The organism is Streptomyces sp. NPDC006879 (assembly GCF_042869595.1).
In the GTDB taxonomy this organism is placed as follows: domain Bacteria; phylum Actinomycetota; class Actinomycetes; order Streptomycetales; family Streptomycetaceae; genus Streptomyces.
The window spans coordinates 56,442-79,537 of record NZ_JBIAGC010000025.1 but is presented as its reverse complement, the minus strand read 5'-3'; the positions used below and the strand labels follow the sequence as shown (position 1 = coordinate 79,537).

Genomic DNA, 23,096 nt, shown 5'->3' with positions numbered 1-23,096 from the left:
CTTCACGGAAGCATTGACCTGAGACCACACCCAAGACACATTGAGTGTCACTCAAATAGCTGTGCCCTGCCCTGAGGGAGAACCCATGCCAATCGAACAGCGCGGAGTCGACACCATCCCCGACGAGGAACGCACCAGCGGGCCCCGCGACCTCCTGTCGATCCTGCTCGGCTCCAACCTGTGCCTCGGAGTCATCGTCTTCGGCTGGCTCCCGCCCTCCTTCGGACTCGGCCTGTGGCCCTCGGTCAGCGCCATCGTGGTCGGCACCCTCGTCGGCATCGCCTTCACCGCGCCCCTGGCCCTGGTCTCCCTGCGTACGGCCACCAACCTCTCCACCTCCAGCGGCGCACAGTTCGGCGTCCGCGGGCGCCTCGTCGGCTCGGTGGTGGGCCTCCTGCTCTCCCTCGGCTACACCGCCCTCACCCTGTGGATCGGAGGTGACGTGATGACCGGCGCTCTCGCCCGGCTGACCGGTCTACCTGACCAAGGCTCGACCCGGGCCCTGATGTACGGACTACTGGCCGCCTGCACCGTGGTGGGGGCCGTCTTCGGCTACCGCCTGCTCCTGCGCATGAGCAAGGTGCTGGCCGTCGGCATGGTGGTGCTCCTACTGCTCGGGCTGGTCGCCTACGGCGGGGAATTCACCAGCGCCGCCCCACCGGACACCCCCTACCTGCTCGGCTCCTTCTGGCCGACCTGGCTGCTGGCGGCGGTCGCCGCAGGACTGAGCGGACCGGTCGCCTTCATCACACTGCTCGGCGACTACACCCGCTACGTCTCGCCGCGCCGGCACAGCTCCCGCAAGGTCCTGGGAACCACCGCGCTCGGCCTGCTGCTGGGTCTGCTGATCCCCCAGCTCTTCGGCACCTACACGGCGCTGGCCGCCGGCGCCGGACTGGACTACGCGGGACCGCTGGTAGCCGCCTCGCCGGTCTGGTACCTCGCACCGCTGCTCATCGCAGCGAGTGCCGGATCGGTGGGCAACGCCGGCCTGATGCTCTACTCCATGGGCCTCGACCTGGACGCCATCGTGCCCCGGGCCACCCGCACCCAGGCGACCGTGGTCGCCGCCGTGGTCGCCACCGGCTTCGTCTTCCTCGGGTCCTTCGCCTGGGACGCACAGTCCGCGATGACCTCCTTCGTTCTGCTCCTCACGGCGCTCGGCACCCCGTGGGCCGTGATCACCCTGATGGGCTTCATACGGTTGCGAGGTCGCTACGACGCGGATTCCCTCCAGGTCTTCAACCGTCGGGCCCGCGGCGGCGTCTACTGGTACAGCGCCGGGTGGAACCTGCGTGCCACGGCCTCCTGGGCGGTCGGCGCGGCAGTGGGCCTGGCCGCCGTCTCCACTCCGCTGTACGAGGGGCCGCTGCTTGCGTTGACGGGCGGAGTGGACTGCAGCTTCGTCCTGTCGGGGCTGGTCGGCGGCCTGCTCTACGGGGCGCTGGCCGAGACCCAGGCACCCGCGGACCAGCGCGAACTCGCCGGGGCCATCGGGGCCGCGGTGGACTGAGGCCACTTCCGCGCGCCCGCCGCCACGCTCCGGCAAGCGCGGGCAGCGCGGGCCGTCAACGCAGCCTCGGAGTGATCGAGGAAACACCGACTGAAAGACACCAGGCCGTGGTCCCGCCCACCTGCGGGACCACGGCCTCGTGCTGTACCTGCGGGAGATCAGCCCAGCGGGTGCATCCAACCGTGGGTGTCGGCGGAGCGACCGGTCTGGAGGCCCAGGAGCGCTTCGCGCAGGCGCATCGTGACCGGCCCGGGCTCACCGTTGCCCTGGGTCCAGTTGGCGCGCTGCGACTTCACCGAGCCGACGGGGGTGATGACGGCGGCCGTGCCGCAGGCGAAGACCTCCGTGAGGGTGCCGTTCTCGTTGTCGCGCTTCCAGTCCTCGGTTGAGATCCGACCTTCCTCAGCGGTGTAGCCGAGGTCACCGGCGATGGTGAGCAGGGAGTCACGGGTGATGCCGGGCAGCAGCGAGCCGGTCAGCGAGGGCGTGACAATGCGCTGGGAGCCGTCCTCCTGGCCGTACACGAAGTACAGGTTCATGCCGCCCATCTCTTCGATCCACCGGTGCTCGACGGCGTCCAACCACACGACCTGGTCGCAGCCCTGCTCCGCGGCCTGCGCCTGCGCGACCAGGGAGGCCGCGTAGTTGCCGCCGGTCTTCGCCGCCCCGGTGCCGCCCTTGACGGCGCGCACGTACTCCTCGGACAGCCAGACCGAGACGGGCTTCACCCCGCCGGGGAAGTAGGCACCGGCGGGAGAGGCGATGACGACGAAGAGGAACTCGTTCGCCGGGCGCACACCGAGGCCGACTTCGGTAGCGAACATGAAGGGCCGAAGGTAGAGCGACGCCTCGCCGGAGCTCGGCACCCAGGCGCGGTCCTGCTTGACGAGAGCGTCACAGGCCTCGATGAAGAGCTCGGTGGGCAGCTCCGGCATCGCCATGCGGCGGGCCGAGGCCCGGAAACGCTCGGCGTTGGCCTCCGGGCGGAAGGTGGAGACGGTTCCGTCGGGCTGGCGGTAGGCCTTGAGGCCCTCGAAGATCGTCTGCGCGTAGTGCAGGGTCATGTTCGCCGGATCGATGGAGAGCGGCGCGTACGGGACGAGCTCGGCGTCGTGCCAGCCTCGGCCCTCCGTCCACTTGATCGTCACCATGTGGTCGGTGAAGTGCCGGCCGAATCCGGGGCTGACCAGGACCGCCTCGCGCTCCGCGTCGGACAGCGGGTTCGAAGAGGGCTTGAGCTCGATCGTGGGCGTCGTCGTCATGAGTGCTTGTCCTTCACCGGTTGTGTGTGACGGACCGCGCTCACTCACGTCCAGCAGGCTCATTCCAGCTTGCTAGGACGTCCGAGCTTTCCCGCATGCCGCGGCCCCACGTTCGATTATCGCGCGAGGGGCGCTCCGGGAGAAACGGGTGGCACGGTCCTGGGGAGATGGTGACACCCGAGGGCCGCACAAGAGAAGCCGCCGGGTGCCCTCGAAGGGCTGACCCGGCGGCTGCTCGCTCGCGGTGACGAGCCGGCGCGGCCGGGTCAGCCGGCTACCCGCGCGGCCAGCGCGTCGCCGATCTCCTCCGTGGTGCGCGGGGACCCCGCCCGCCCGGCGAGGTCCGCGGAGACCGCCTCCTCGATGCGGGCCGCCTCGACCCCGTAGCCGAGGTGGCGCAGCAGGAGCGCGACGGAGAGGACCGTGGCGGTCGGGTCGGCCTTGCCGGTGCCCGCGATGTCCGGAGCCGAGCCGTGAACGGGCTCGAACATGGAGGGGAAGGCGCCGGTGGGATTGATGTTCCCGGAGGCGGCGAGCCCGATGCCGCCGGTCACGGCTGCGGCGAGATCTGTGAGGATGTCACCGAAGAGGTTGTCGGTGACGATGACGTCGAAGCGCTCCGGCTGGGTGACGAAGAAGATCGTCGCTGCGTCCACGTGCAGGTAGTCCGTGGTGACCTCGGGGTACTCCTGACCGATCCGGTCGAAGATGTTCTTCCACAGGTGACCGGCGTACACCAGGACGTTGTTCTTGTGAACGAGCGTGAGCTTCTTGCGCGGACGGGCGTTGGCACGCTCGTAGGCGTCGCGCACCACCCGCTCCACCCCGTACGCCGTGTTGAGGCTGACCTCGGTGGCGACCTCGGCGGGGGTACCGGTGCGCAGCGAGCCGCCGTTGCCCGTGTACGGGCCTTCGGTGCCCTCGCGTACGACCACGAAGTCGATGTCCGGACGACCAGCGAGCGGGGTGTCGGTGTTCGGGAAGAGCTTCGACGGGCGCAGGTTGATGAAGTGGTCGAAGGCGAAGCGGAGTTTGAGCAGCAGGCCGCGCTCCAGAACGCCGGAGGGGACCGAGGGGTCGCCGATCGCGCCGAGAAGGATGGCGTCGTGGCCCTTGAGGGCTTCGAGTTCCGCGTCGGGGAGTGTCTCTCCGTCGCGGTGCCAGCGGCGGGCGCCGAGGTCGTACTCCTTGGTCTCCAGCTTCACGTCCTGCGGCAGGACCTTGGTGAGGACCTTGAGGCCCTGCGCCACGACTTCCTGGCCGATTCCGTCACCGGGGATCACTGCGAGATTGAGGCTGCGAGACATGCCGGAACCGTACTCCCCATCCCAGTGATTGACACGATGAGTCCGCCATCTGGACATCGTGTCGTGCGCCCGGCAACCGGGCCCGAAGCCAGAGGACCGGACCCCCGCTCCCCGGCCGGACACGGAGCCGGGGGCAGGCGGCAGAGCCGGGGGCCGGAGGGTCGGGCAGCGGCTCAGTGGCCGGTGGAACCGCCGTTGTCCCGCCGATCCAGGGCGCGCTGGAGGGCTGCGGCAGCCTCGCGACGGTCGGCTTCGGAGCCGCGGGAGGTGTGGCGGACACGACGAGTTCTCGTCTCGGACATGGTGATCGACTCCTTGAGATCGCGGCACGGGAAGGCCGCGGATGAGGGGTTCTCCAAGGCGCCGGAAGGGGCGGGGAGCGGGTGCGACAGGGGTTGCCTGCCAGGGGCACCGGCCCACGTCCGCCATTCGCTGGTACAGCGAGACGTTCGGCTCCCTACAAAATAGGGCAGCGGAAGCTGTCTGTCTCTGCAAATACTCGGGCTTCCTACTATCTGAGACGGCTGACTACCGCCCGAGGTGGTCGCGCTGCACCCTGAGCTCCCGGATCAGGGCCCTCACGGCTGGGTTCCCAGCCTGCTCTGCGGTCACCACGTACCCCACCGACCTGGTGGGACGCTCCTCATCGAGTTCCGTGACCTCGACGGACTCGGGCACCTCGGTGAGCGACAGGGCCGGCATGATCGCCATCCCCATGCCTCGTCCCACCATGGTCAGCACCATCGCGTCGTCTTCCGCCTTCACCGTCGCCGCGGGAATCCAGTCCTGCCTCCGCCACCAAGCACGGGTGTAGGAACCGCAGTTCTCATCCCAGTCCAACAGCGGCAGCCGGCGCGGATCCGGATGCCCCGCAGGGTGCACCAACGCGTAGGCCTCCTCGATGAGCACACCGCTCAGCAGCCCGGGTGGGACCTCGGCCGGGCCGCCCAGCGTCACGACAGCCAGGTCCGCCCGCCCGTCGACGACTTCCCCCGCACCCCCGCGGCCGATTTCGCGCACGACCCGGAGCTCGGGACGGATCCTTGGATGGGACCGCGCCAAACGGGCCAGCACAGGAGGCAGTAGGTGCAGAGCCGCGCTTCGGAAGGCAGCAATGCGCAGTGGCCCCTCGAAGCTGCCCTCACCGCCGCCCTTCGGACCCGCCGCACTGCGGGCCTCGGACACCAGGACCTCCAGCAGCCTCAGCACCCGGCGAGCATGAGCGACCGCCCGCTCCCCCGCGACCGTAGGCCGTGCTCCGGTGCGCCCCCGGTCGAAGAGCACCGCGCCGATCTTCGTCTCGCTCCCGCGTACGGCGTGCGACACGGCCGACTGGGTGAGACCGAGGCGCTCAGCCGCGGCGGAGAACCCGCCGCTCTCCGCCACCGCCACCAGGATCCGCAGTTCCTGCGGGGCGAGATCCTGCGCCACCGGCCGAGTGGGCCGACGCGACGGAAGGCCAACCGACGGGTGCGCACTGTCTGACATCGGGCCCTTCACCTCCCTCTATGAGCAACGCTCATGCTACGGAGCCCGCCATGAGCGCCGCCCACTGCCCGACCCGACTCCCCCTGCCTAGCGTCTGCGCCATGAGCACTTCGATCTTCGGTGGGGCCTTCCACCAAATCGCCCGCCCCCAGGGCTTCCCCACCCGCGACCACTTCGCCCACACCACCTTCGCGATACCCGAACCCGCACCGGGCACCGCCCTGGTGGAGAACCTCTACCTCTCCGTCGACCCCTACCACCGCGGTCGGATGGACGGCAGGGAGAACGGTTTCACGCTGCACGCCCCGCTGGAAGGGCGGGCGGTGGGCCGGGTCCTCGCCTCGCGCGACGCGGGGCTGGAGGAAGGAGACCTGGTCTTCCACCGGGAGGGCTGGCGCACCCACGCCCTGGTGACTGCCGGGGTGGGCGGGGCACGCCGGATCCGCACCTACGACGGCGTACCGGTCCACGCCCACCTGGGCATCCTCGGTGGCACCGGCCTCACCGCCTACGCCGCGCTGACGCGGGTGGCCCGGTTGCAGGCCGGTGAGGACCTCTACGTCTCCTCCGCGGCGGGCGGCGTGGGCACCGCTGCCGGCCGCATCGCCCGCCTGCTGGGCGCACGGCGGATCATCGGGAGCGCGGGGTCGGCCGACAAGGTCCGTCATCTCACCGAGGCGGCCGGCTTCGACGCCGCCTTCCACTACCACGACGGTCCCGTGGGCGAACTACTGGCGGAGGCCGCCCCGGACGGAATCGACGTGTACGTGGACAACGTGGGGGGTGACCACCTGGAGGGCGCCATCGAGGCATTGCGTGAACACGGGCGGATCGCCTGGGTGGGCGCCATCTCCTCCTACCACGACGAGCACCCGCCCGCCGCCCCGCACAACCTCTTCGAGGTGGTCCACAAGTCCCTCCGCATCGAGGGGGTATTGGTCAGCAACCACACCAATCTCCAAGAGGAGCTGGAGGATTTCTTGGTCCCGCACCTCCGCAGCGGCCAGTTCGCCTCCGAGACGACCTTTGTCCAGGGGTTCGAGCACACCGTGGACGCCTTTCTGGGCATGCTGAGGGGAGCGAACACCGGGAAGACGCTGGTCGACCTGACCGGTTCGAGGTCCAGCCTCGGAAGTTAACCGAAGCATTACCGCACGGAAGTAGACCTTTGGAGCCGGCCGCTCCACTCTGGCCAACCGTGTGCCGCACGGGCACGCCCAGATACGGAGAGAGCCGGGATGACACCCATCAGCCGCAGGGGATTCGTCGGGATAGGCGCGGGGCTCGTGGCCGGGGCGGCAGTGTCCGCCCCCACTGCGTCGGCCGCCGCGGCGACCGGCACGCAGACCGACGTCCGCCACGTGGTGATCCTGATGCAGGAGAACCGCAGCTTCGACCACTACTTCGGACGGCTGCGCGGCGTCCGGGGATTCGGCGACCGTGCGGCCGTCAACCTCCCCGGCGGTTGGGGGATGTTCAACCAGCCGAACTGGGGGCGTCGCCAGTACCCGTGGAAGCTCAGCTCCACCCCGCCGGCCGGCGGGGTGGACGCGGAGACGCTCGCCCAGTGCACCGGGGACCTGCCGCACAGTTGGGCCTCCCAGCACGCCGCATGGAACAAGGGCCGCCTGGACAACTGGGTGACCGGTGTGGGGAACACCCGCACCCTGGGCTACCTCGACCGCTCCGACATCCCCTTCCACTACGCCCTGGCCGATGCCTACACCATCTGCGACGCCTACTTCTGCTCGGCGCTGAGCTCCACCGGCCCCAACCGCACCTACCTGTGGAGCGGAAAGATCGACTCCTCCAGTCATGACGGCGGCGACGAGTCCGGCCTGACCTGGGAGACCTACGCCGAGGCACTTCAGCGCGCCGGCGTGAGCTGGAAGGTCTACCAAAACGCCCAGGACAACTACGGGGACAACGGCCTGGCGTACTTCCAGCAGTTCGAGGACGCGGCGCCCGGCAGCGCCCTGCACGAGCGGGGCATGTCCTCGGTGCCCCGGGCCACCGGGTCCACTCCGGACGACATCGCTGCCGCCATCCGAGCCGACGTCGTCGCCGGCACGCTCCCGCAGGTCTCCTGGGTCGTCGCCAATGAGGCGTTCAGCGAGCACCCTTACGCTCCTCCCGGCGATGGCGCACACTTCGTGGACCTGGTCTATCGCGCGTTGGCAGCGAAGGTGGAGGTCTTCGACTCCACCGTCCTGTTCCTCAACTACGACGAGAACGACGGCTTCTTCGACCACGTCCCGCCACCCGTCGCCCCACCCGGAACACCGGGTGAGTACCTGAACGGAGTGCCCTACGGTCTCGGCTTCCGCGTCCCCATGCTGGTCATGTCTCCCTGGACACGGGGCGGCTGGGTCAGCTCCGAGGTCTTCGACCACACCTCGGTACTGCGCTTCCTGGAGTCCTGGACCGAAGCACTGGGCACGCCCGCCGCATGCCCGCACATCAGCGACTGGCGACGGAAGGTCTCCGGCGACCTTACGGGGCTGTTCGACTTCGCGAACCCGGTGTACGGCGTGCCCGACCTCCCCGCCACCGCCAAGGTCATCGGTCAGGCCACCTGCGCTCCCCTACCCAACCCCGCGCCACAGGACAACGCACTGCCGACTCAGGAAAGGGGCAGCCGTCCGGCCCGGCCCCTGCCCTACCAACCCAATGGCAACCTCACGCACTTCGAGTTCGGCAGTACCGGCAAGATCCTGGCGTGGTTCACGATGAACAACCAGGGCGTCGAGGCCAAGCGGGCCGCCCACTTCTCCATCCACCCGCACCAGTACCGCAACACCGAGGCCTGGCAGTACACGGTCGAGGCCGGGGAGAGCACCACCGACTACTTCAACATCGGTCTCGGCCATGGCCTGGGCAAGTACGACATCTCCATGGTCGGGCCCAACCGCTTTCTGCGGCGCTTCATCGGCGATGCCTCCAAGTCAGGAAGATCCTGTGAGGTCGCCGCCCGCTATGCGCCGGCGCCGAACACCGGCAAGCCTGCGATCTGGTTCGAGCTCAGCAACTCCTCCTCGCAACCCGTCACCTTCACCATCCGATCCCACGCCTATCGAAGTGACGGCCCGTGGACCTACACCGTCCCCGCCGGGTCATCCGTCGAGGACTGCTTCAACGCGGTGGCCTACTGCGAGGGCTGGTACGACTTCACCATCTCCTGTTCCTCGGACGGCTCCTGGTCACGCCGCTACACCGGCCACATCGAGACGGGCACGCCCAGCATCAGCGGCTGAAGGTCACTCGTGGGCGACTGGGCGGTACGGGCGGGGAAGGCAGCACCGACCGAAGCCACACCGCCAGAGCACAGCGGGGTACGCCGGAGGCCGTGGATGCGCCGGTCGCGGTGAGTGCACCGGGTGAAGGAAAGGCCAAAAACAGGTGGGTGCCCGGAAAACCGGGGCACGGCACCGCCGCCCCCGTCAGACCCGACACTCCTCCGTGACCCCACGCGATCCGGACGACGCAACCCCGGAGCCGAGCCGAAGTGCAGCGGCTCCCCCAAGTCCCTTGCTCCGCAGGTCGGCGCGGGTGCCTATGCCGCTGGCATGCGCCATCGTGACGCTGTGAGCGCCGCGCGCATCCGGCCGCCCCGGCAGGTCGGCCGGATGCGCGCGGGGTGAGCGCCGCGCGCTCCCCGAGCAGGGTACGGCCGCGCGCTTGCGGCCGTCACCCACCGGGAAAACGCCACTGCCAACATCGACCATTGCTCCCCCTTCGGCACACAACGGACACATGGTGATAACGCGAGGGTGGCCAACGGGGTTCCCCGGCAAGACACTCAGCCTCATGTCGCATACGACCCAGCAGTGGACGCCCACCCACGGAGAGCCCTACCGCCCCGTCCCCTACCGCCCGGACCGGATGCCGAGCGCCGAGTCACTCGCGCGGGCCGCGGAGTTGCGCGCCCGCATGGACGAACGCCGTACCGTACGCCAGTTCTCCACCGACCCCGTTCCCACCCAGGTCGTACGGGACGCGATCGCCGTCGCCGCGACCGCCCCGTCAGGTGCGCACCAACAGCCCTGGACCTTCGTGCGGGTCGTCGACCCGCTGGTCCGACAACAGATCAGGGCAGCCGCCGAGCAGGAGGAGAACATCTCCTACGACGGCCGGCTCGGCGACGAGTGGCTCGCGGCGCTGCGTCCCCTGGGCACGGACGCGGTCAAGACACACCTGACGGACGCACCCGAGCTGATCGTGGTCTTCCAGCAGCGTTACTGGCTCGCTCCGGACGGCACCAAGCGCAAGCACTACTACGTGGACGAGTCCGTGGGGATCGCGGTCGGCATGCTGCTGAGCGCCCTGCACCTGTCGGGTCTCGCCGCGCTGATCCACACACCCAGCCCGATGCGTTTCCTCTCGCACGTGCTGGACCGGCCGGAGAACGAGAAGGCCTTCGCGGTGATCCCGGTCGGCTATCCCGCGGACGACTGCGAGGTGCCCGACCTCGTCCGCAAGTCGCTGGACCAGGTTCTCTTCGAGGCCTAGTACGGGCTCCGGTTCAGGCGATCCCGAGGGCGAGCCGCGGCTTCGGCCGCGGTGCCCGATCCACCTGGTGCCCGAGCGCCTCGGCCGACGCGGCGGGGTGCACGGGTGAGGGGGCTGCCCAGGGCCTGGGCAGCCCCCTCAAGGCCCCACTACTGGGACCGCCCCCGCTCCGGACTTGGGGGTACCGGAGCGGGGGCGGGGTTCACGGGGCACTAGCCCATGTGGGGGTAGCCGTACTCGGTCGGCGGAACCAGGGTCTCCTTGATGGATCGGGTCGAGGTCCAGCGCAGCAGGTTGGAGGCGGCGCCCGCCTTGTCGTTGGTGCCGGAGGCCCGGCCGCCACCGAAGGGCTGCTGGCCGACCACTGCACCGGTGGACTTGTCGTTGATGTAGAAGTTGCCCGCGGCGAAGCGGAGCTTGTCCATCGCATCGGCCGCCGCGTAGCGGTCAGCGGCGATGATGGAACCGGTCAGGGCGTACGCCGAGACGCTCTCCATCTGGGCGAGCATGGCCTCGTACTGGTCATCCTCGTAGACGTGGACGGCCAGGATGGGGCCGAAGTACTCGGTGGTGAAGACCTCGTTCTCCGGGTCGGTGCAGGCGATGACCGTGGGGCGGACGAAGTAGCCCTCGGAGTCGTCGTAACTGCCACCGGCGATGATGGTGCAGGTCGGATCGGCCTTGGCCCGGTCAATGGCCGCCTTGTTCTTGGCGAAGGAACGCTCGTCGATGACCGCGCCGATGAAGTTCGACAGGTCGCGCACGTCACCCATCGCGATGCCGTCCACCTCGGCGGCGAAGGCTTCCTTGAAGCCGTCGTTCCAGATGGAGGCGGGGACGTAGGCGCGCGAGGAAGCCGAGCACTTCTGGCCCTGGAACTCGAAGGAACCCCGGGTCAGTGCGGTCTTGAGGATCGCGCGGTCCGCCGAGGGGTGCGCTACGACGAAGTCCTTGCCGCCGGTCTCACCGACCAGGCGCGGGTAGGACTTGTACTTCTCGATGTTGTTGCCGACCGTCTTCCACAGGTGCTGGAAGGTCCTGGTCGATCCCGTGAAGTGGATACCGGCGAGCTCGGGGTGCTCAAGGGCGACCTCGGAGACTGCGATTCCGTCGCCCGTGACCAGGTTGATGACGCCCTTGGGCAGGCCGGCCTCTTCCAGCAGCTGCATCAGCAGGACCGCGGCGTGGGTCTGGGTCGGGGACGGCTTCCAGACCACCACGTTGCCCATCAGGGCCGGGGCGGTCGGCAGGTTGCCCGCGATGGCCGTGAAGTTGAACGGCGTGATCGCGTAGACGAACCCCTCAAGCGGGCGGTGGTCACTGCGGTTCCACACGCCGGTGGAGTTGGCGACCGGCTGCTCGGCCAGGATCTGCCGGGCGAAGTGGACGTTGAAGCGCCAGAAGTCGATCAGCTCACAGGGGGTGTCGATCTCGGCCTGCTGGGCGGTCTTGGACTGACCCAGCATCGTCGAGGCGGCGAGCGTCTCGCGCCACGGGCCGGAGAGCAGCTCGGCGGCACGCAGGATGATCGCGGCTCGGTCGTCGAAGGACATGGCGCGCCAGGCCGGAGCGGCTGCGAGGGCGGCGTCGATGGCGTCCTGGGCGTCGGCCTGGGTGGCGTTGGCGTAGGTGCCGAGAACCGAGCGGTGCGCGTGCGGCTGGACGACGTCGAAGCGGTCGCCAGCACCCATGCGCTTCTCACCGTTGATCGTCATCGGGAGGTCAATGGGGTTCTCGGCGAGCTCCTTGAGCTTCGCCTCCAGCCGCGCGCGCTCCGGGGTGCCGGGGGCGTACGAGTGGACCGGCTCGTTGACCGGCGCGGGGACCTGGGTAACAGCGTCCATGAGTTCCGTGTCTCCTTAGGGGCCTGCGAGGGGTGAGGGGTGTGGTTCAGCCCTTGGTGAGGATGGAGCGGGCGAAGAAGAGGAGGTTCGCGGGCTTCTCCGCGAGGCGGCGCATGAAGTAGCCGTACCAGTCGGTTCCGTAGGCCGTGTAGACGCGCATCCGGTGGCCTTCCGCGGCCAGGCGGACCTGCTCGTCGCTGCGGATGCCGTAGAGCATCTGGAACTCGTACTCGTCCAGCTTGCGTCCCGCCTGCCGGGCCAGCTCCTGCGAGATGGCGATCAGGCGCGGATCGTGGGATCCGATCATCGGATAGCCTTCGCCGGCCATCAGGATCTTGACGATGCGGACGAACGCCTTGTCGATCTCCGGCTTGTCCTGGATGGCGACGGAGGCGGGCTCCTTGTACGCACCCTTCACGATACGCACGCGGCTGCCGGCCGCGGCAAGCCTGCGGGCGTCGTCCTCGGTGCGGAAGAGGTAGGCCTGGATGACGCAGCCGGTCTGCGGGTGGTCCTTGCGGAGCTCCTCGTGGATGGCGAACATCGAGTCGAGGGTGGTGTGGTCCTCCGCGTCGAGGGTCACGGTGGTTCCGATGGCGGCAGCAGCTTCGACCACCGGGCGCACGTTGGCCAGCGCCAGCTCGTGACCGCCTTCAAGGGCTTGGCCGAACATGGACAACTTGACCGACATCTCGGCCCGGGCCCCCAGACCGAGCTCCCGCAGGCGCTCGATCAACTGGAGGTAGGCGTCACGGGCGGCGTAGGACTGCTCGCGGGTGGTGATGTCCTCACCGACCACGTCCAGGGTGACTTCCAAGCCCTTGTCGGCCGCGTCTTGCACGATCGGGATGACCTGCCCCACCGTCTCGCCCGCGATGAAGCGGTCGACGACCTGTTTGGTGCCCGGGGCAGCCGATACGAATCGGCGCATGCGGTCGCTACGCGAAGCGGCGAGGATCACGGGACCCAGCATGGGCACCTCCAACAGAATCAGCAGAGAAGGCACCGTAAAGGGAACGAAAACTGACGTTCTCGGTACGGCACGGACAACCACCGTGAAACCTAGAGATCACCCCGATCCTGGGCCATCGACAGCTGTCACGCATCCGTGGCCGCCATCTCAGACACTTGTCTGAAGCTGCGCCCCCGCGGTGGGAGAATGTGCTGGTGCAAGGGGACTACCAGGATCTGGTCGACGAGATCTCGGCGCTGCTCGGCGCGCCCGCGACGCTGGAGAACCGAGACTTCCGGCTGATCGCCTTCGGCGCCCACGACAGCGAGGACGACCTGGCGATGGACCCGGTCCGGACCCGCTCGATCCTGACCCGTCAGTCGACCACCGCGGTGCGCTCCTGGTTCGAGGGCTTCGGCATCACCCGGGCGACCGGACCCGTGCACATCCCCGCGGCCCCGGACGCCGGGGTCTTTCGCGGGCGGCTCTGCCTGCCGGTGCGCCACCGCGGGATCGTGCATGGCTACGTCTGGCTCCTCGACCACGACCCCGCACCCCAGCCGGCCCAACTCGCCGCAGCCATGGAAGTGACCACCCGGATCGGCGCCCTCCTCGCCGAAGAAGCCAAAGCCGGTGCGGACCTCTCCCGCGAGTTCCGAGGAGCCCTGACGGCGGACCCCGGATGGCAACAGGACATGGCGGTCGCCGCGCTGCGCACGGCACTCGGAGCCAGCGCGGACGGGCTGCACGCCGTGGTCTGCGTCGGCCCGTGGTCCGCGGACCCGCCGCATTCGGTGCCCGGCGCAGCAGCCGTGTGCACGGCGCCCTGGCGCCCGTCAGCCAGCTCGACGGGAGGACTCGACCACGGCGGCGAGGAAGGCGCACCGACCGCCGTCACCGCCCTGGCCGTCCTGATGCGCCTACGCTCGGTGGACGTACTGAGCCCCGCGGAGTCCGCTGCCGTCCGTCTCCTACCGGACGCGGAAGCCCCCGCAGGAGCCGCCCACCACGCCCCGGCGGCGGGAATCGCTGCGCCCCGCCGTGGTCTGGGCGATCTGGAGGCCGCCTGGACCGAAGCCGTGGCGGCGGCCAGGGCGGCCCGCGCCAAGCCTTCACTCGGTCCGGTGGCCCGCTGGTCGGGGATCGGCCCCTACCGGCTCCTGACCCAACTGCCCGCCGGCGGGCCGGCCGATTCCGCCGTTCAAGCCCTGCTGGGGCCCGCGCAGCGGGAACTGGCCCGTACCGCGGAGACCTTTCTGGACTGCGCCGGCCAGGCCGGCCGCGCCGCAGCCGCCCTGGGCATCCACCGGCAGACGCTCTACTACCGCCTGTCCCGGGTGGAGCAGCTCACCGGGCTCGACCTCGACGAGGGTGAGGACCGGTTGCTGCTCCACATGGCGCTGAAGGCCGCGCGGCTCTAGGAGCGCCGTCTGGGACACGGCACCTGCTCCCCCGCAGGTCGCCGGACCACACCCGGCCCGCGCGCACGGGCGGCGCGCCCCGGACACCCCGGTACCCGTAGCGCCGGAAAGTACGGGACCGGGTGGCTGTGGTCAGTCGGCCAGGTTCACCGTGCGGGCCGAGGTGGCGCCGATCTCGGTCGCGATCTCAGCCAGGACGGGCGCCGGAACGGCCGCGTCCACGGTGAGGACGACGAGCGCCTCACCGCCCTCCTCCGCTCGGGCGACCTGCATCCCGGCGATGTTCAAGCCGGCTTCACCAAGGATGTGGCCCACCGTGCCCACCACTCCGGGACGGTCGGTGTAGCTGAGCACGGCCATGTGGTCGGCGAGCGCCACATCCACGTCGTACTCGCCGACACCCACGATCTTCTGGAGGTGCTTGGGTCCGGCCAACGTGCCGGAGACCGACACCTCCTGACCGTCCGACAGGGTGCCGCGGACGGTGACCAGGTTGCGGTGGTCGGGGGACTCGGAGCTGGTGGTGAGGCGGACCTCGACCCCGCGCTCCTGCGCGAACAGCGGGGCGTTGACGTAGGAAACCGTCTCGTCCACGACGTCTTCGAACACGCCCTTCAGAGCGGAGAGTTCCAGCACCTTGACGTCGTGCTGGGTGATCTCGCCACAGACTTCGACGTCGAGACGGACAGCGACCTCCCCCGCGAGGGCGGTGAAGATCCGACCAAGCTTCTCGGCGAGCGGCAGACCCGGGCGCACGTCCTCGGCGATGACGCCGCCCTGGACGTTGACCGCGTCGGGTACCAGCTCACCGGCGAGAGCCAGGCGTACCGAACGGGCCACGGAGACACCCGCCTTCTCCTGGGCCTCGTCCGTGGAGGCGCCGAGGTGCGGAGTGCAGACCACCTGGTCGAGTTCGAAGAGCGGGGAGTCGGTGCAGGGCTCCTTCGCGTACACGTCGAGACCCGCGCCGGCCACACGCCCCTCCTTGAGCGCGGTGTACAGCGCGGCCTCGTCGACGATCCCGCCGCGCGCGGCGTTGACGATCCGGACCGTCGGCTTGACCTTGTGCAGCGCCTCGTCGCCGATGAGACCAAGCGTCTCCGGAGTCTTCGGCAGGTGCACCGTGATGAAGTCGGCGACCTGGAGCAACTCGTCGAGCGAGAGCATCTTGACGCCCATCTGGGCGGCTCGCGCAGGCTGTACGTAGGGGTCGTACGCGACGACCTTCATGCCGAACGCCGACATCCGCTGAGCCACCAGCACGCCGATCCGGCCGAGACCGACGACGCCGAGGGTCTTCTCGCTCAGCTCGACACCGGTGTACTTGTTGCGCTTCCACTCGCCGTTCTTCAGGGCGGTGTTGGCCTGGGGGATGTTGCGCGCGGTGGCCACCAGCAGGCCACACGCCAGCTCGGCGGCGGTGACGATGTTGGAGGTGGGCGCGTTGACGACCATCACACCGGCCTTGGTGGCGGCGGAGACGTCGACGTTGTCCAGGCCGACACCGGCCCGGGCGACGACCCGGAGCTTCTTCGCCAGGGCGATGGCTTCGGCATCGACCTTGGTGGCGGAACGCACGAGGATGGCGTCGACGTCCGCGATCGCGGGCAACAGCTCCGCGCGGTCGGCTCCGTTGCAGTGCCGGATCTCGAAGTCGGGGCCGAGAGCGTCGACCGTCGCGGGCGACAGCTCTTCTGCGATGAGTACGACGGGTTTCGAGCTCACGTGGGTCCTCACAAGTCCAGTGCGGACGGCCGTCCCGACGGCCGCAGGCGGAGGGGCTAGCCGCGTGGAAGACGCACGACACTGTGGGCCTGACGCGTATGTGTTGAGCAGTGTAGTGGCGGAACGGGGCCGGATTTCCGCCTGTCCGGAAGGATCACCCGTCCGTGGTTGGCCGGGTTGGACAAGCGGGGTCGGAAGTCATCGTCCCGACCCCGCTCGACCGGGGCTCGGCCGCCGCTGGAACGCGCGCCCCGGGCAGGCCTACTTCTCCTCGTCGACCCAGCTCATCAGCTTGCGCAGCTTCTTGCCGGTGGTCTCCAGCAGGTGCTCGGAGTCGGCCTTCTTGTACTCGTTGTACTTGGGCAGGCCGTTCTGGTACTCCTCCATCCAGGTGCGGGCGAAGGTGCCGTCCTGGATCTCTGCGAGGACCTTCTTCATCTCGGCCTTGGTGGCGTCGGTGATGATCCGCGGGCCGGTGACGTAGTCGCCCCACTCGGCGGTCTCGGAGACCGACCAGCGCATCTTCTCCAGGCCGCCCTCGTACATGAGGTCCACGATGAGCTTCAGCTCGTGCAGGCACTCGAAGTACGCGATCTCCGGCTGGTAGCCGGCCTCGGTCAGGGTCTCGAAACCGGCCTTGACCAGCGCCGAGGCCCCGCCACACAGCACGGCCTGCTCACCGAACAGGTCGGTCTCGGTCTCTTCGGTGAAGGTGGTCTTGATGACGCCGGCACGGGTGCCACCGATGCCCTTGGCGTAGGAGAGGGCGAGCGCGAAGGCGTTGCCGCTCGCGTCCTGCTCGACCGCGGCGATGCACGGAACCCCGCGGCCCTCCTCGTACTGACGGCGCACCAGGTGACCGGGGCCCTTCGGAGCGACAAGGGCGACGTCCACACCGGCCGGGGGCTTGATGAAGCCGTAGCGGACGTTGAAGCCGTGCCCGAAGAACAGCGCGTCGCCGTCCTTGAGGTGGTCCTTGATGGACTCCTCGTAGACCTTGGCCTGGATCGGGTCCGGCGTGAGGATCATGATGACGTCAGCCTCGGCCGCGGCCTCCGCCACGGAAACCACGCGCAGGCCCTGCTCCTCGGCCTTCTCCTTGGACTTGGAGCCCTCCTGGAGGCCGACACGGACGTCAACGCCCGAGTCACGCAGCGACAGCGCGTGGGCGTGGCCCTGGCTGCCGTAGCCGATGACCGCGACCTTGCGGCCCTGGATGATGGACAGGTCGGCGTCGTCCTCGTAGAACAGCTCGGCCACTGGACTATCTCCTTGGTCTTGGTGCTTTGCGCCCCACCGTACGGCGGGGAGGGGAAGAGGGGTCGACCGGTCTCGGCATACGGGCGCGCCCGCCCGCCGAGCGCGGCTCAGGCGCTGCGGTCCAGCGCCCGCAGACTGCGGTCGGTGATGGAGCGTCCGCCACGCCCTATGGCGATGGTGCCGGACTGGACGAGCTCCTTGATGCCGAAGGGCTCCAGCATCTTGAGCATGGCCTCCAGCTTGTCCGCTCCACCGGTGGCCTCGATCGTGACGGCCTCCGGAGAGACGTCCACGGTCTTGGCGCGGAACAGCTGGACGATCTCGACGATCTGCGACCGGGTCTCGTTGTCGGCGCGGACCTTCACCAGAACGAGTTCACGCTGGATGGCGTGGGACGGCTCCAGCTCGACGATCTTCAGGACGTTGACGAGCTTGTTGAGCTGCTTGGTGACCTGCTCAAGCGGCAGGTCCTCGACGTTCACGACGATGGTGATGCGCGAGATGTCGGGGTGCTCGGTGACGCCCACGGCCAACGAGTCGATGTTGAAACCTCGGCGGGAGAACAAGGCGGCGATCCGGGCCAGGATGCCGGGCGTGTTCTCGACGAGGACGGAGAGCGTGTGCTTGGACATGATCAGTCTCTTTCTTGGCTCTTGCGCTCAGACGCTCAGTCGTCTTCGTTGTCACCAAAGTCGGGACGAACGCCCCGGGCTGCCATGACCTCGTCGTTGGAGGTGCCGGCGGCGACCATCGGCCAGACCATGGCGTCCTCGTGGACGATGAAGTCGATGACCACCGGACGGTCGTTGATCGCGTTGGCTTCCGCGATGACCTTGTCGAGGTCCGCAGGGTCCTCGCAGCGCAGGGCCACACAGCCCATGGCCTCGGAGAGCTTGACGAAGTCCGGGACCCGGGTGCCCTGACGGCGTGCGGTGGACTCGCCGAGCTGGGACCCGACCGTCTCGTGGCCGGTCTCGTCGGCGTGCAAGACGGTGTTGGAGTAACGCTGGTTGTAGAACAGCGTCTGCCACTGGCGGACCATGCCCAACGCACCGTTGTTGATGATCGCGACCTTGATGGGGATGTTGTTCAGTGCGCAGGTGGCCAGCTCCTGATTGGTCATCTGGAAGCAGCCGTCACCGTCGATGGCCCAGACGGCGCGGTCCGGCTGTCCGACCTTTGCCCCCATCGCGGCCGGAACCGCATAGCCCATGGTTCCGGCGCCGCCGGAGTTCAACCAGGTGCGTGGCTGCTCGTAGTTGACGAAGTGTGAGGCCCACATCTGGTGCTGCCCGACGCCTGCGGCGAAGACGGTCCCCTCGGGGGCGAGCTGCCCGATCCGTTCGATGACCTGCTGGGGCGAGAGCATGCCGTCCGCCGGCAGGTCGTAGCCCAGCGGGTAGGTGTCGCGCCAGCGGTTGAGGTCGTTCCACCAGGCGGTGTAGTCGCCGGTGTGGCCCTCGTTGTGCTCGGCCTGGACTGCCTGCACCAGGTCGGCGATGACCTCACGGGCGTCTCCGACGATGGGAACGTCCACTGCCCTGTTCTTGCCGATCTCGGCCGGGTCGATATCGGCGTGGATGACCTTGGCGAAGGGGGCGAAGCTGTCGAGCTTGCCCGTGACCCGGTCGTCGAAGCGAGTGCCGAGGGCGATCAGCAGGTCCGCCTTCTGCAGGGCGGCCACGGCGGTGACAGCGCCGTGCATGCCCGGCATGCCGACGTGTTGCGGGTGACTGTCGGGGAAGGAGCCCAGCGCCATCAGCGTGGTGGTCACCGGCGCGCCCGTCAGCTCGGCGAGGACCTTCAACTCGGCGGTGGCACCGGACTTCATGATGCCGCCGCCGACGTACAGGATCGGGCGTTTGGCCTGGACGATGAGCTTGGCCGCTTCACGAATCTGCTTCGCGTGCGGCTTGGTGACCGGCCGGTAACCCGGGAGGTCCATGCTGGGCGGCCAGCTGAAGGCTGTCCGGGCTTGGAGGGCGTCCTTGGCGATGTCCACCAGGACCGGGCCGGGGCGACCGGTGGAGGCGATGTGGAACGCCTCGGCGATGGTTCGCGGGATGTCCTCGGCCTTGGTGACCAGGAAGTTGTGCTTGGTGATCGGCATCGTGATTCCGACGATGTCCGCCTCCTGGAAGGCGTCGGTGCCGATCGCCTTGGATGAGACCTGGCCGGTGATGGCGACGAGCGGGACGGAGTCCATGTGCGCGTCGGCGATCGGGGTCACGAGGTTGGTGGCACCCGGACCGGAGGTGGCCATGCAGACCCCGACCTTGCCGGTGGCCTGGGCGTATCCGGTGGCCGCGTGACCGGCGCCCTGCTCGTGGCGCACCAGGATGTGGCGAACCCGGCGGGAGTCCATCATCGGGTCGTAGGCGGGCAGGATCGCGCCGCCCGGGATGCCGAAGACGGTGTCGCAACCCACCTCTTCGAGAGAGCGGATGAGGGACTGCGCACCCGTGACGTGTTCAGTCGAAGCGTTCTGCTGTCCGCCGGTACGGGCCCGCGGCTGCGGATGGTGGGCCCCGGTGGCCTGCTCGGTCATCGGCATTCTCTTCTCGAAGCTGAGGGTTTTTGCGAGGGTTCGGGTTTTGCCAGTGCAACAAAAAACCCCTCGTGCCTGATGGCAAGCGAGGGGAGCGCGTCGGGGTCGATCAGCGGGGACATGAGAAGCCCAGCTTCAGCCGACGCGCTTTCCAAGTACGAGAATTCGGGTGCGCATGGCATTGACCCTCCCCCTGGGGCAAGGGTGATGTCAAGTGGGTGGGACGGACGTCTCATCATGTGAACCCCTCTGGGTGGCGAGCGAGCCGCCGAGCAGGGCAGGGAGCGCCACGCCACCGGGGACCGGATAGGAACCCCGGACCAACGCCCGCCGCAGGCGGTACTCGTCGAGAGGGCCGGAGAACGCCAGGCCCTGAGCATGAGTGCACCCCATGGCGCGCAGCGCCAGGACCTGCTCCGGGTCGTCCGCTCCATCCGCGATCGACTGCATACCGAGGTCATTTGCAATGCGCAAGAGCCCTGCGGTGATTTTATGCAGTCTGGCCGATTCCACTACTCCCTCGACGAGCCAGCTGTCGAGTTTGAGTACGTCCAGCGGGAGTCGGCGCAAGGCGCTGATGGCCGCGTAGCCGCTCCCGAAGCCGTCTAGTGCGATCCGTACGCCCATGCGCCGCAAGGATGTCAGGCGCCTCTCCAGCTCATCGAAGGGCATCCGGGGGTCGCTGTCGGCCAGCTCGATGGTCAGCGATCCGCACGGGAGGCCGTACCGCGTCAGCAGCGCCTCGACGGAGCCCCGCGGCATCGACCGGTCCAGTAGTTGCTGAGCCGGGATCCTGACGATGACGGGAACGTCATGGCCGGCCGCGTAGCGGTCCGCCGCCTGCTCGCTCGCCCCCTGCAGCAAGCGCCGGTCCCAGCCGGTGGCCCTGACATGGCCGGCGGCATCGGAGGTGGCTTCGGACACCCGCAGGGCCTCGGCGGGAGTGAAGAGGATGCCCTGCGCCGAGCGCCATCGGGGCTGCGCCGAGATCGCGGTGACGGCTCCGGTGGCCAACTCGATCACCGGCTGGTGGAGCAGCGCGAACTCGCCGCCCTGCCACGGTCCGCCGAGCCGGGTGGCGGACTCCGACTTGACCGCCAACTCGGCCTGGAGCTGCGGCTCGTAGAGCTCGACCCGGTTCTTGCCGCCTTTCTTCGCCCGGTACATCGCCAGGTCTGCGTTGCGCATCAGGGCCGAGGGGGTGATGCCAGGGTCGGCGAAGGCGACCCCGATACTCGCGGCTACCCGCACTTGCCTGCCGTCGATCTCGTAGGGCTTGGAGAGGGTGGCTCGCAGCCGGTCGGCGATCTCGTAGACCTGGTACTCGCGGGCCCCGCGATCTCGGCTGCCGTCGCCCAGGATGAGCGCGGCGAACTCGTCACCGCCTAGGCGAGCGGCAGTGTCCCCGGCTCGCACGGACTCCTGTAGCCGCCTCGCCGCCTGGATGAGGAGCTCGTCTCCGGCCTGGTGGCCGATACTGTCGTTCACCGCCTTGAATCCGTCGAGGTCGATGAAGAGCACCGCGGTGGAGTGGTCCCCGGACCGACGTCCGGTGAGGGCTCCGCGGACCCGACGGGTGAAGAGCGCCCGATTCGGCAGGTCCGTGAGCGGATCGTGTTCAGCGCTGTGCTGCAGTTGCGCTTGGAGGCGGACCCGCTCGGTGACGTCACGACTGTTGAGGATCAGCCCGCCCTCGTGGCGATTGACGGTGGACTCGACGTTGAGCCAATCCCCGCGACCCGACTTGAAGCGGCATTCGATGCGGGTGGTTGGCTCTTCAGCGGGTGGGAGCGCGAGGAACCGGCGTACCTCGTGGATCACCCTGCCCAGGTCGTCGGGGTGGATCAGGGTGGAGAGCGGGGAGCCCACGAGCTCCTCCGCTTCCCGGCCGTAGACACCGGCCGCGGCGGGACTGACATACCGCAGCACGCCGTCCGGCGCGGCGATCATGATGACATCGCTGGAACCCTGCACCAGGGAGCGGAAGTGGTTCTCCTTCTGGGCCAGTTCCTGGGTGAGCATCAGGTTGTCCCACAGCATGATCGCCTGCCGGACGACGAGGGCGAGGACCACCGTGCAGCCGGTGAAGACCACCACGGGATCCACCCTGGTGCCGTCCACCACGTTGTAGAGGATCCCCAGGGTGCAGACGGAGGCAGCCAGGTACGGGGTGAGCGCCGCAAGGGAGCCTGCGATGGGACGACTTCCATGACGGATGACAGGGAGCCGGGCGGAGTCGGCCGCGGTGCCGCGACGGGCGACCCAGGGCGCGTACGCGAGGAGCAGCGAGCCTGCGAACCAACCGGCGTCCAACAGTTGGCCGGAGCGGTAGTTCTCGCGCAGGAGCGGGGAGGTGAACAGGGCGTCGCTGAGCACAGTCAGGGCGAAGGCGGCGATGGCCGTGTTGATGGCCGATCGATTGGCGTTGGACCGCCGGAAGTGCAGGACAAGGACCATCGAGACGAGCGCGATGTCCAGGAGCGGGTAGGCGAGGGCAAGAGCGGCGCGCGGAACGCCGGGCGATCCGTCGAGCTGTGCGGAGTGCGCGAGCGCCAAGCTCCACGACAGGGTGAGCAGTGACCCGCCGATCAGCCAGGAGTCCAAGGCCAGACAGACCCAACCGGCGCGGGTGACGGGGCGCTTGGCGAGCACGAGCAGGCCGATGATCGCGGGTGGCGCGAAGCACAGGAAGAAGAAGTCGGCGGCGGTGGTCCCCGGCAACTTCCCTCCGAGGACCACCTCGTACCAACCCCAGACCGCATTCCCGCAACCGGCCATCAGGGAGGAGAAGGCGAACAGCAGCCAGGCGGGGCGGTCCTGGCTGGCCACGCTCCGGGCATATCGGTAGCAGGAGAGCGCGGCCAGCACGGCAGCGGCACTGAGGCCGAAGTCGCCCATGATCGAGGCGAGGCGCTCCGACCCCCACCCCAACGCGGCGCCGACCGCGTAGCTGCCGATCACCAGCGCCAGGAGGATCTGGGCCGCGATCGGGTTCCCGCCGCCGGAGAGCGGTGACCGAGCGAGGAGCGCGCCCGGGACGCTCACCGGATCGCCCCGGAGGGCGTCGACGCGATCCCTGACCGGCGGTCTCGCCGCATCGGATGACTCGTCCATTGAACGCACATCGCCCGTCGCCCCCCAAACTGTCCGATCACTCCCCAGCGCCCTACGTTCGTGGCGCAGCCCCTGGTTCCGGACGATACACCAGTTTCGTCACTCAGGGACATAGCATCTCTACTCTGCGTGACCATGGATGCATGCTGGACA

General features: G+C 68.8%; 16 protein-coding genes. 5 read left to right on the top strand and 11 right to left on the bottom strand.

The features are described 5' to 3' along the window. Positions 1–85 precede the first annotated feature (85 nt). Positions 86–1,513 carry a cytosine permease gene (locus ACFYMC_RS19415; protein WP_388526535.1) on the top strand — a complete coding sequence of 476 codons (1,428 nt, stop codon included), beginning with the start codon at positions 86–88 and terminating at the stop codon, positions 1,511–1,513. 158 nt (positions 1,514–1,671) lie between these two features. On the opposite strand, the gene ACFYMC_RS19410 is transcribed toward ACFYMC_RS19415, so the two are convergent. The 4 genes from ACFYMC_RS19410 to ACFYMC_RS19395 all read right to left on the bottom strand — a co-directional run bounded on the left by ACFYMC_RS19410 (position 1,672) and on the right by ACFYMC_RS19395 (position 5,570). Beyond that, on the bottom strand, positions 1,672–2,775 hold the full coding sequence (locus tag ACFYMC_RS19410) for a branched-chain amino acid aminotransferase (protein WP_388526532.1): 1,104 nt from the start codon (positions 2,773–2,775) through the stop codon (positions 1,672–1,674). A gap of 266 nt (positions 2,776–3,041) precedes the next feature. Next, positions 3,042–4,082, bottom strand: coding sequence for a 3-isopropylmalate dehydrogenase (locus tag ACFYMC_RS19405; RefSeq protein WP_388526529.1), 1,041 nt, complete (start codon positions 4,080–4,082; stop codon positions 3,042–3,044). Positions 4,083–4,255: 173 nt separating this feature from the next. Next, entirely contained in the window at positions 4,256–4,384 is a 129-nt protein-coding gene (locus ACFYMC_RS19400; RefSeq protein WP_388526526.1) for a hypothetical protein, read from the bottom strand. Between the two features lie 226 nt (positions 4,385–4,610). Next, positions 4,611–5,570 (bottom strand): LysR family transcriptional regulator, encoded by a 960-nt coding sequence (locus ACFYMC_RS19395; protein WP_388526524.1) that lies wholly within the window; start codon positions 5,568–5,570, stop codon positions 4,611–4,613. A 101-nt stretch (positions 5,571–5,671) separates the two neighbouring features. Here ACFYMC_RS19395 and ACFYMC_RS19390 point away from each other — a divergent pair, with 101 nt between their 5' ends. The 3 genes from ACFYMC_RS19390 (at position 5,672) to ACFYMC_RS19380 (ending at position 10,079) form a co-directional block, all read left to right on the top strand. Beyond that, a complete protein-coding gene (locus tag ACFYMC_RS19390; RefSeq protein ID WP_388526521.1) occupies positions 5,672–6,709 on the top strand; it encodes an NADP-dependent oxidoreductase in 1,038 nt (345 codons plus the stop codon). A gap of 99 nt (positions 6,710–6,808) precedes the next feature. Next, entirely contained in the window at positions 6,809–8,824 is a 2,016-nt protein-coding gene (locus tag ACFYMC_RS19385) for a phosphocholine-specific phospholipase C (protein WP_388526518.1), read from the top strand. Positions 8,825–9,377: 553 nt separating this feature from the next. After that, the gene (locus ACFYMC_RS19380) at positions 9,378–10,079 is read left to right on the top strand and encodes a nitroreductase family protein (protein WP_388526516.1); all 702 of its coding nucleotides are present in this window, start codon (positions 9,378–9,380) and stop codon (positions 10,077–10,079) included. Positions 10,080–10,291: 212 nt separating this feature from the next. Here the strand turns inward: ACFYMC_RS19380 and pruA are convergent, their stop codons facing one another. Both pruA and ACFYMC_RS19370 read right to left on the bottom strand, forming a co-directional pair. Beyond that, complete coding sequence (gene pruA / locus ACFYMC_RS19375; protein ID WP_388526513.1) at positions 10,292–11,923, bottom strand: L-glutamate gamma-semialdehyde dehydrogenase; 1,632 nt, start codon at positions 11,921–11,923, stop codon at positions 10,292–10,294. Positions 11,924–11,969: 46 nt separating this feature from the next. After that, positions 11,970–12,896, bottom strand: coding sequence for a proline dehydrogenase family protein (locus tag ACFYMC_RS19370; RefSeq protein ID WP_388526510.1), 927 nt, complete (start codon positions 12,894–12,896; stop codon positions 11,970–11,972). A 194-nt stretch (positions 12,897–13,090) separates the two neighbouring features. On the opposite strand from ACFYMC_RS19370, the gene ACFYMC_RS19365 reads away from it, so the two are divergent. After that, on the top strand, positions 13,091–14,296 hold the full coding sequence (locus ACFYMC_RS19365) for a PucR family transcriptional regulator (RefSeq protein ID WP_388526507.1): 1,206 nt from the start codon (positions 13,091–13,093) through the stop codon (positions 14,294–14,296). Positions 14,297–14,428: 132 nt separating this feature from the next. Here the strand turns inward: ACFYMC_RS19365 and serA are convergent, their stop codons facing one another. From serA to ACFYMC_RS19340, 5 genes are all read right to left on the bottom strand, one after another. Beyond that, on the bottom strand, positions 14,429–16,021 hold the full coding sequence (gene serA / locus ACFYMC_RS19360; protein ID WP_388526504.1) for a phosphoglycerate dehydrogenase: 1,593 nt from the start codon (positions 16,019–16,021) through the stop codon (positions 14,429–14,431). Between the two features lie 261 nt (positions 16,022–16,282). Then, on the bottom strand, positions 16,283–17,281 hold the full coding sequence (gene ilvC / locus ACFYMC_RS19355) for a ketol-acid reductoisomerase (protein WP_388526502.1): 999 nt from the start codon (positions 17,279–17,281) through the stop codon (positions 16,283–16,285). Between the two features lie 107 nt (positions 17,282–17,388). Then, positions 17,389–17,913, bottom strand: coding sequence for an acetolactate synthase small subunit (gene ilvN / locus ACFYMC_RS19350; protein WP_030205858.1), 525 nt, complete (start codon positions 17,911–17,913; stop codon positions 17,389–17,391). Positions 17,914–17,948: 35 nt separating this feature from the next. Next, positions 17,949–19,835 (bottom strand): acetolactate synthase large subunit, encoded by a 1,887-nt coding sequence (locus ACFYMC_RS19345; RefSeq protein ID WP_388526499.1) that lies wholly within the window; start codon positions 19,833–19,835, stop codon positions 17,949–17,951. Between the two features lie 204 nt (positions 19,836–20,039). Then, a complete protein-coding gene (locus ACFYMC_RS19340; RefSeq protein ID WP_388526496.1) occupies positions 20,040–22,874 on the bottom strand; it encodes a putative bifunctional diguanylate cyclase/phosphodiesterase in 2,835 nt (944 codons plus the stop codon). Between the last annotated feature and the right edge of the window lie 222 nt (positions 22,875–23,096).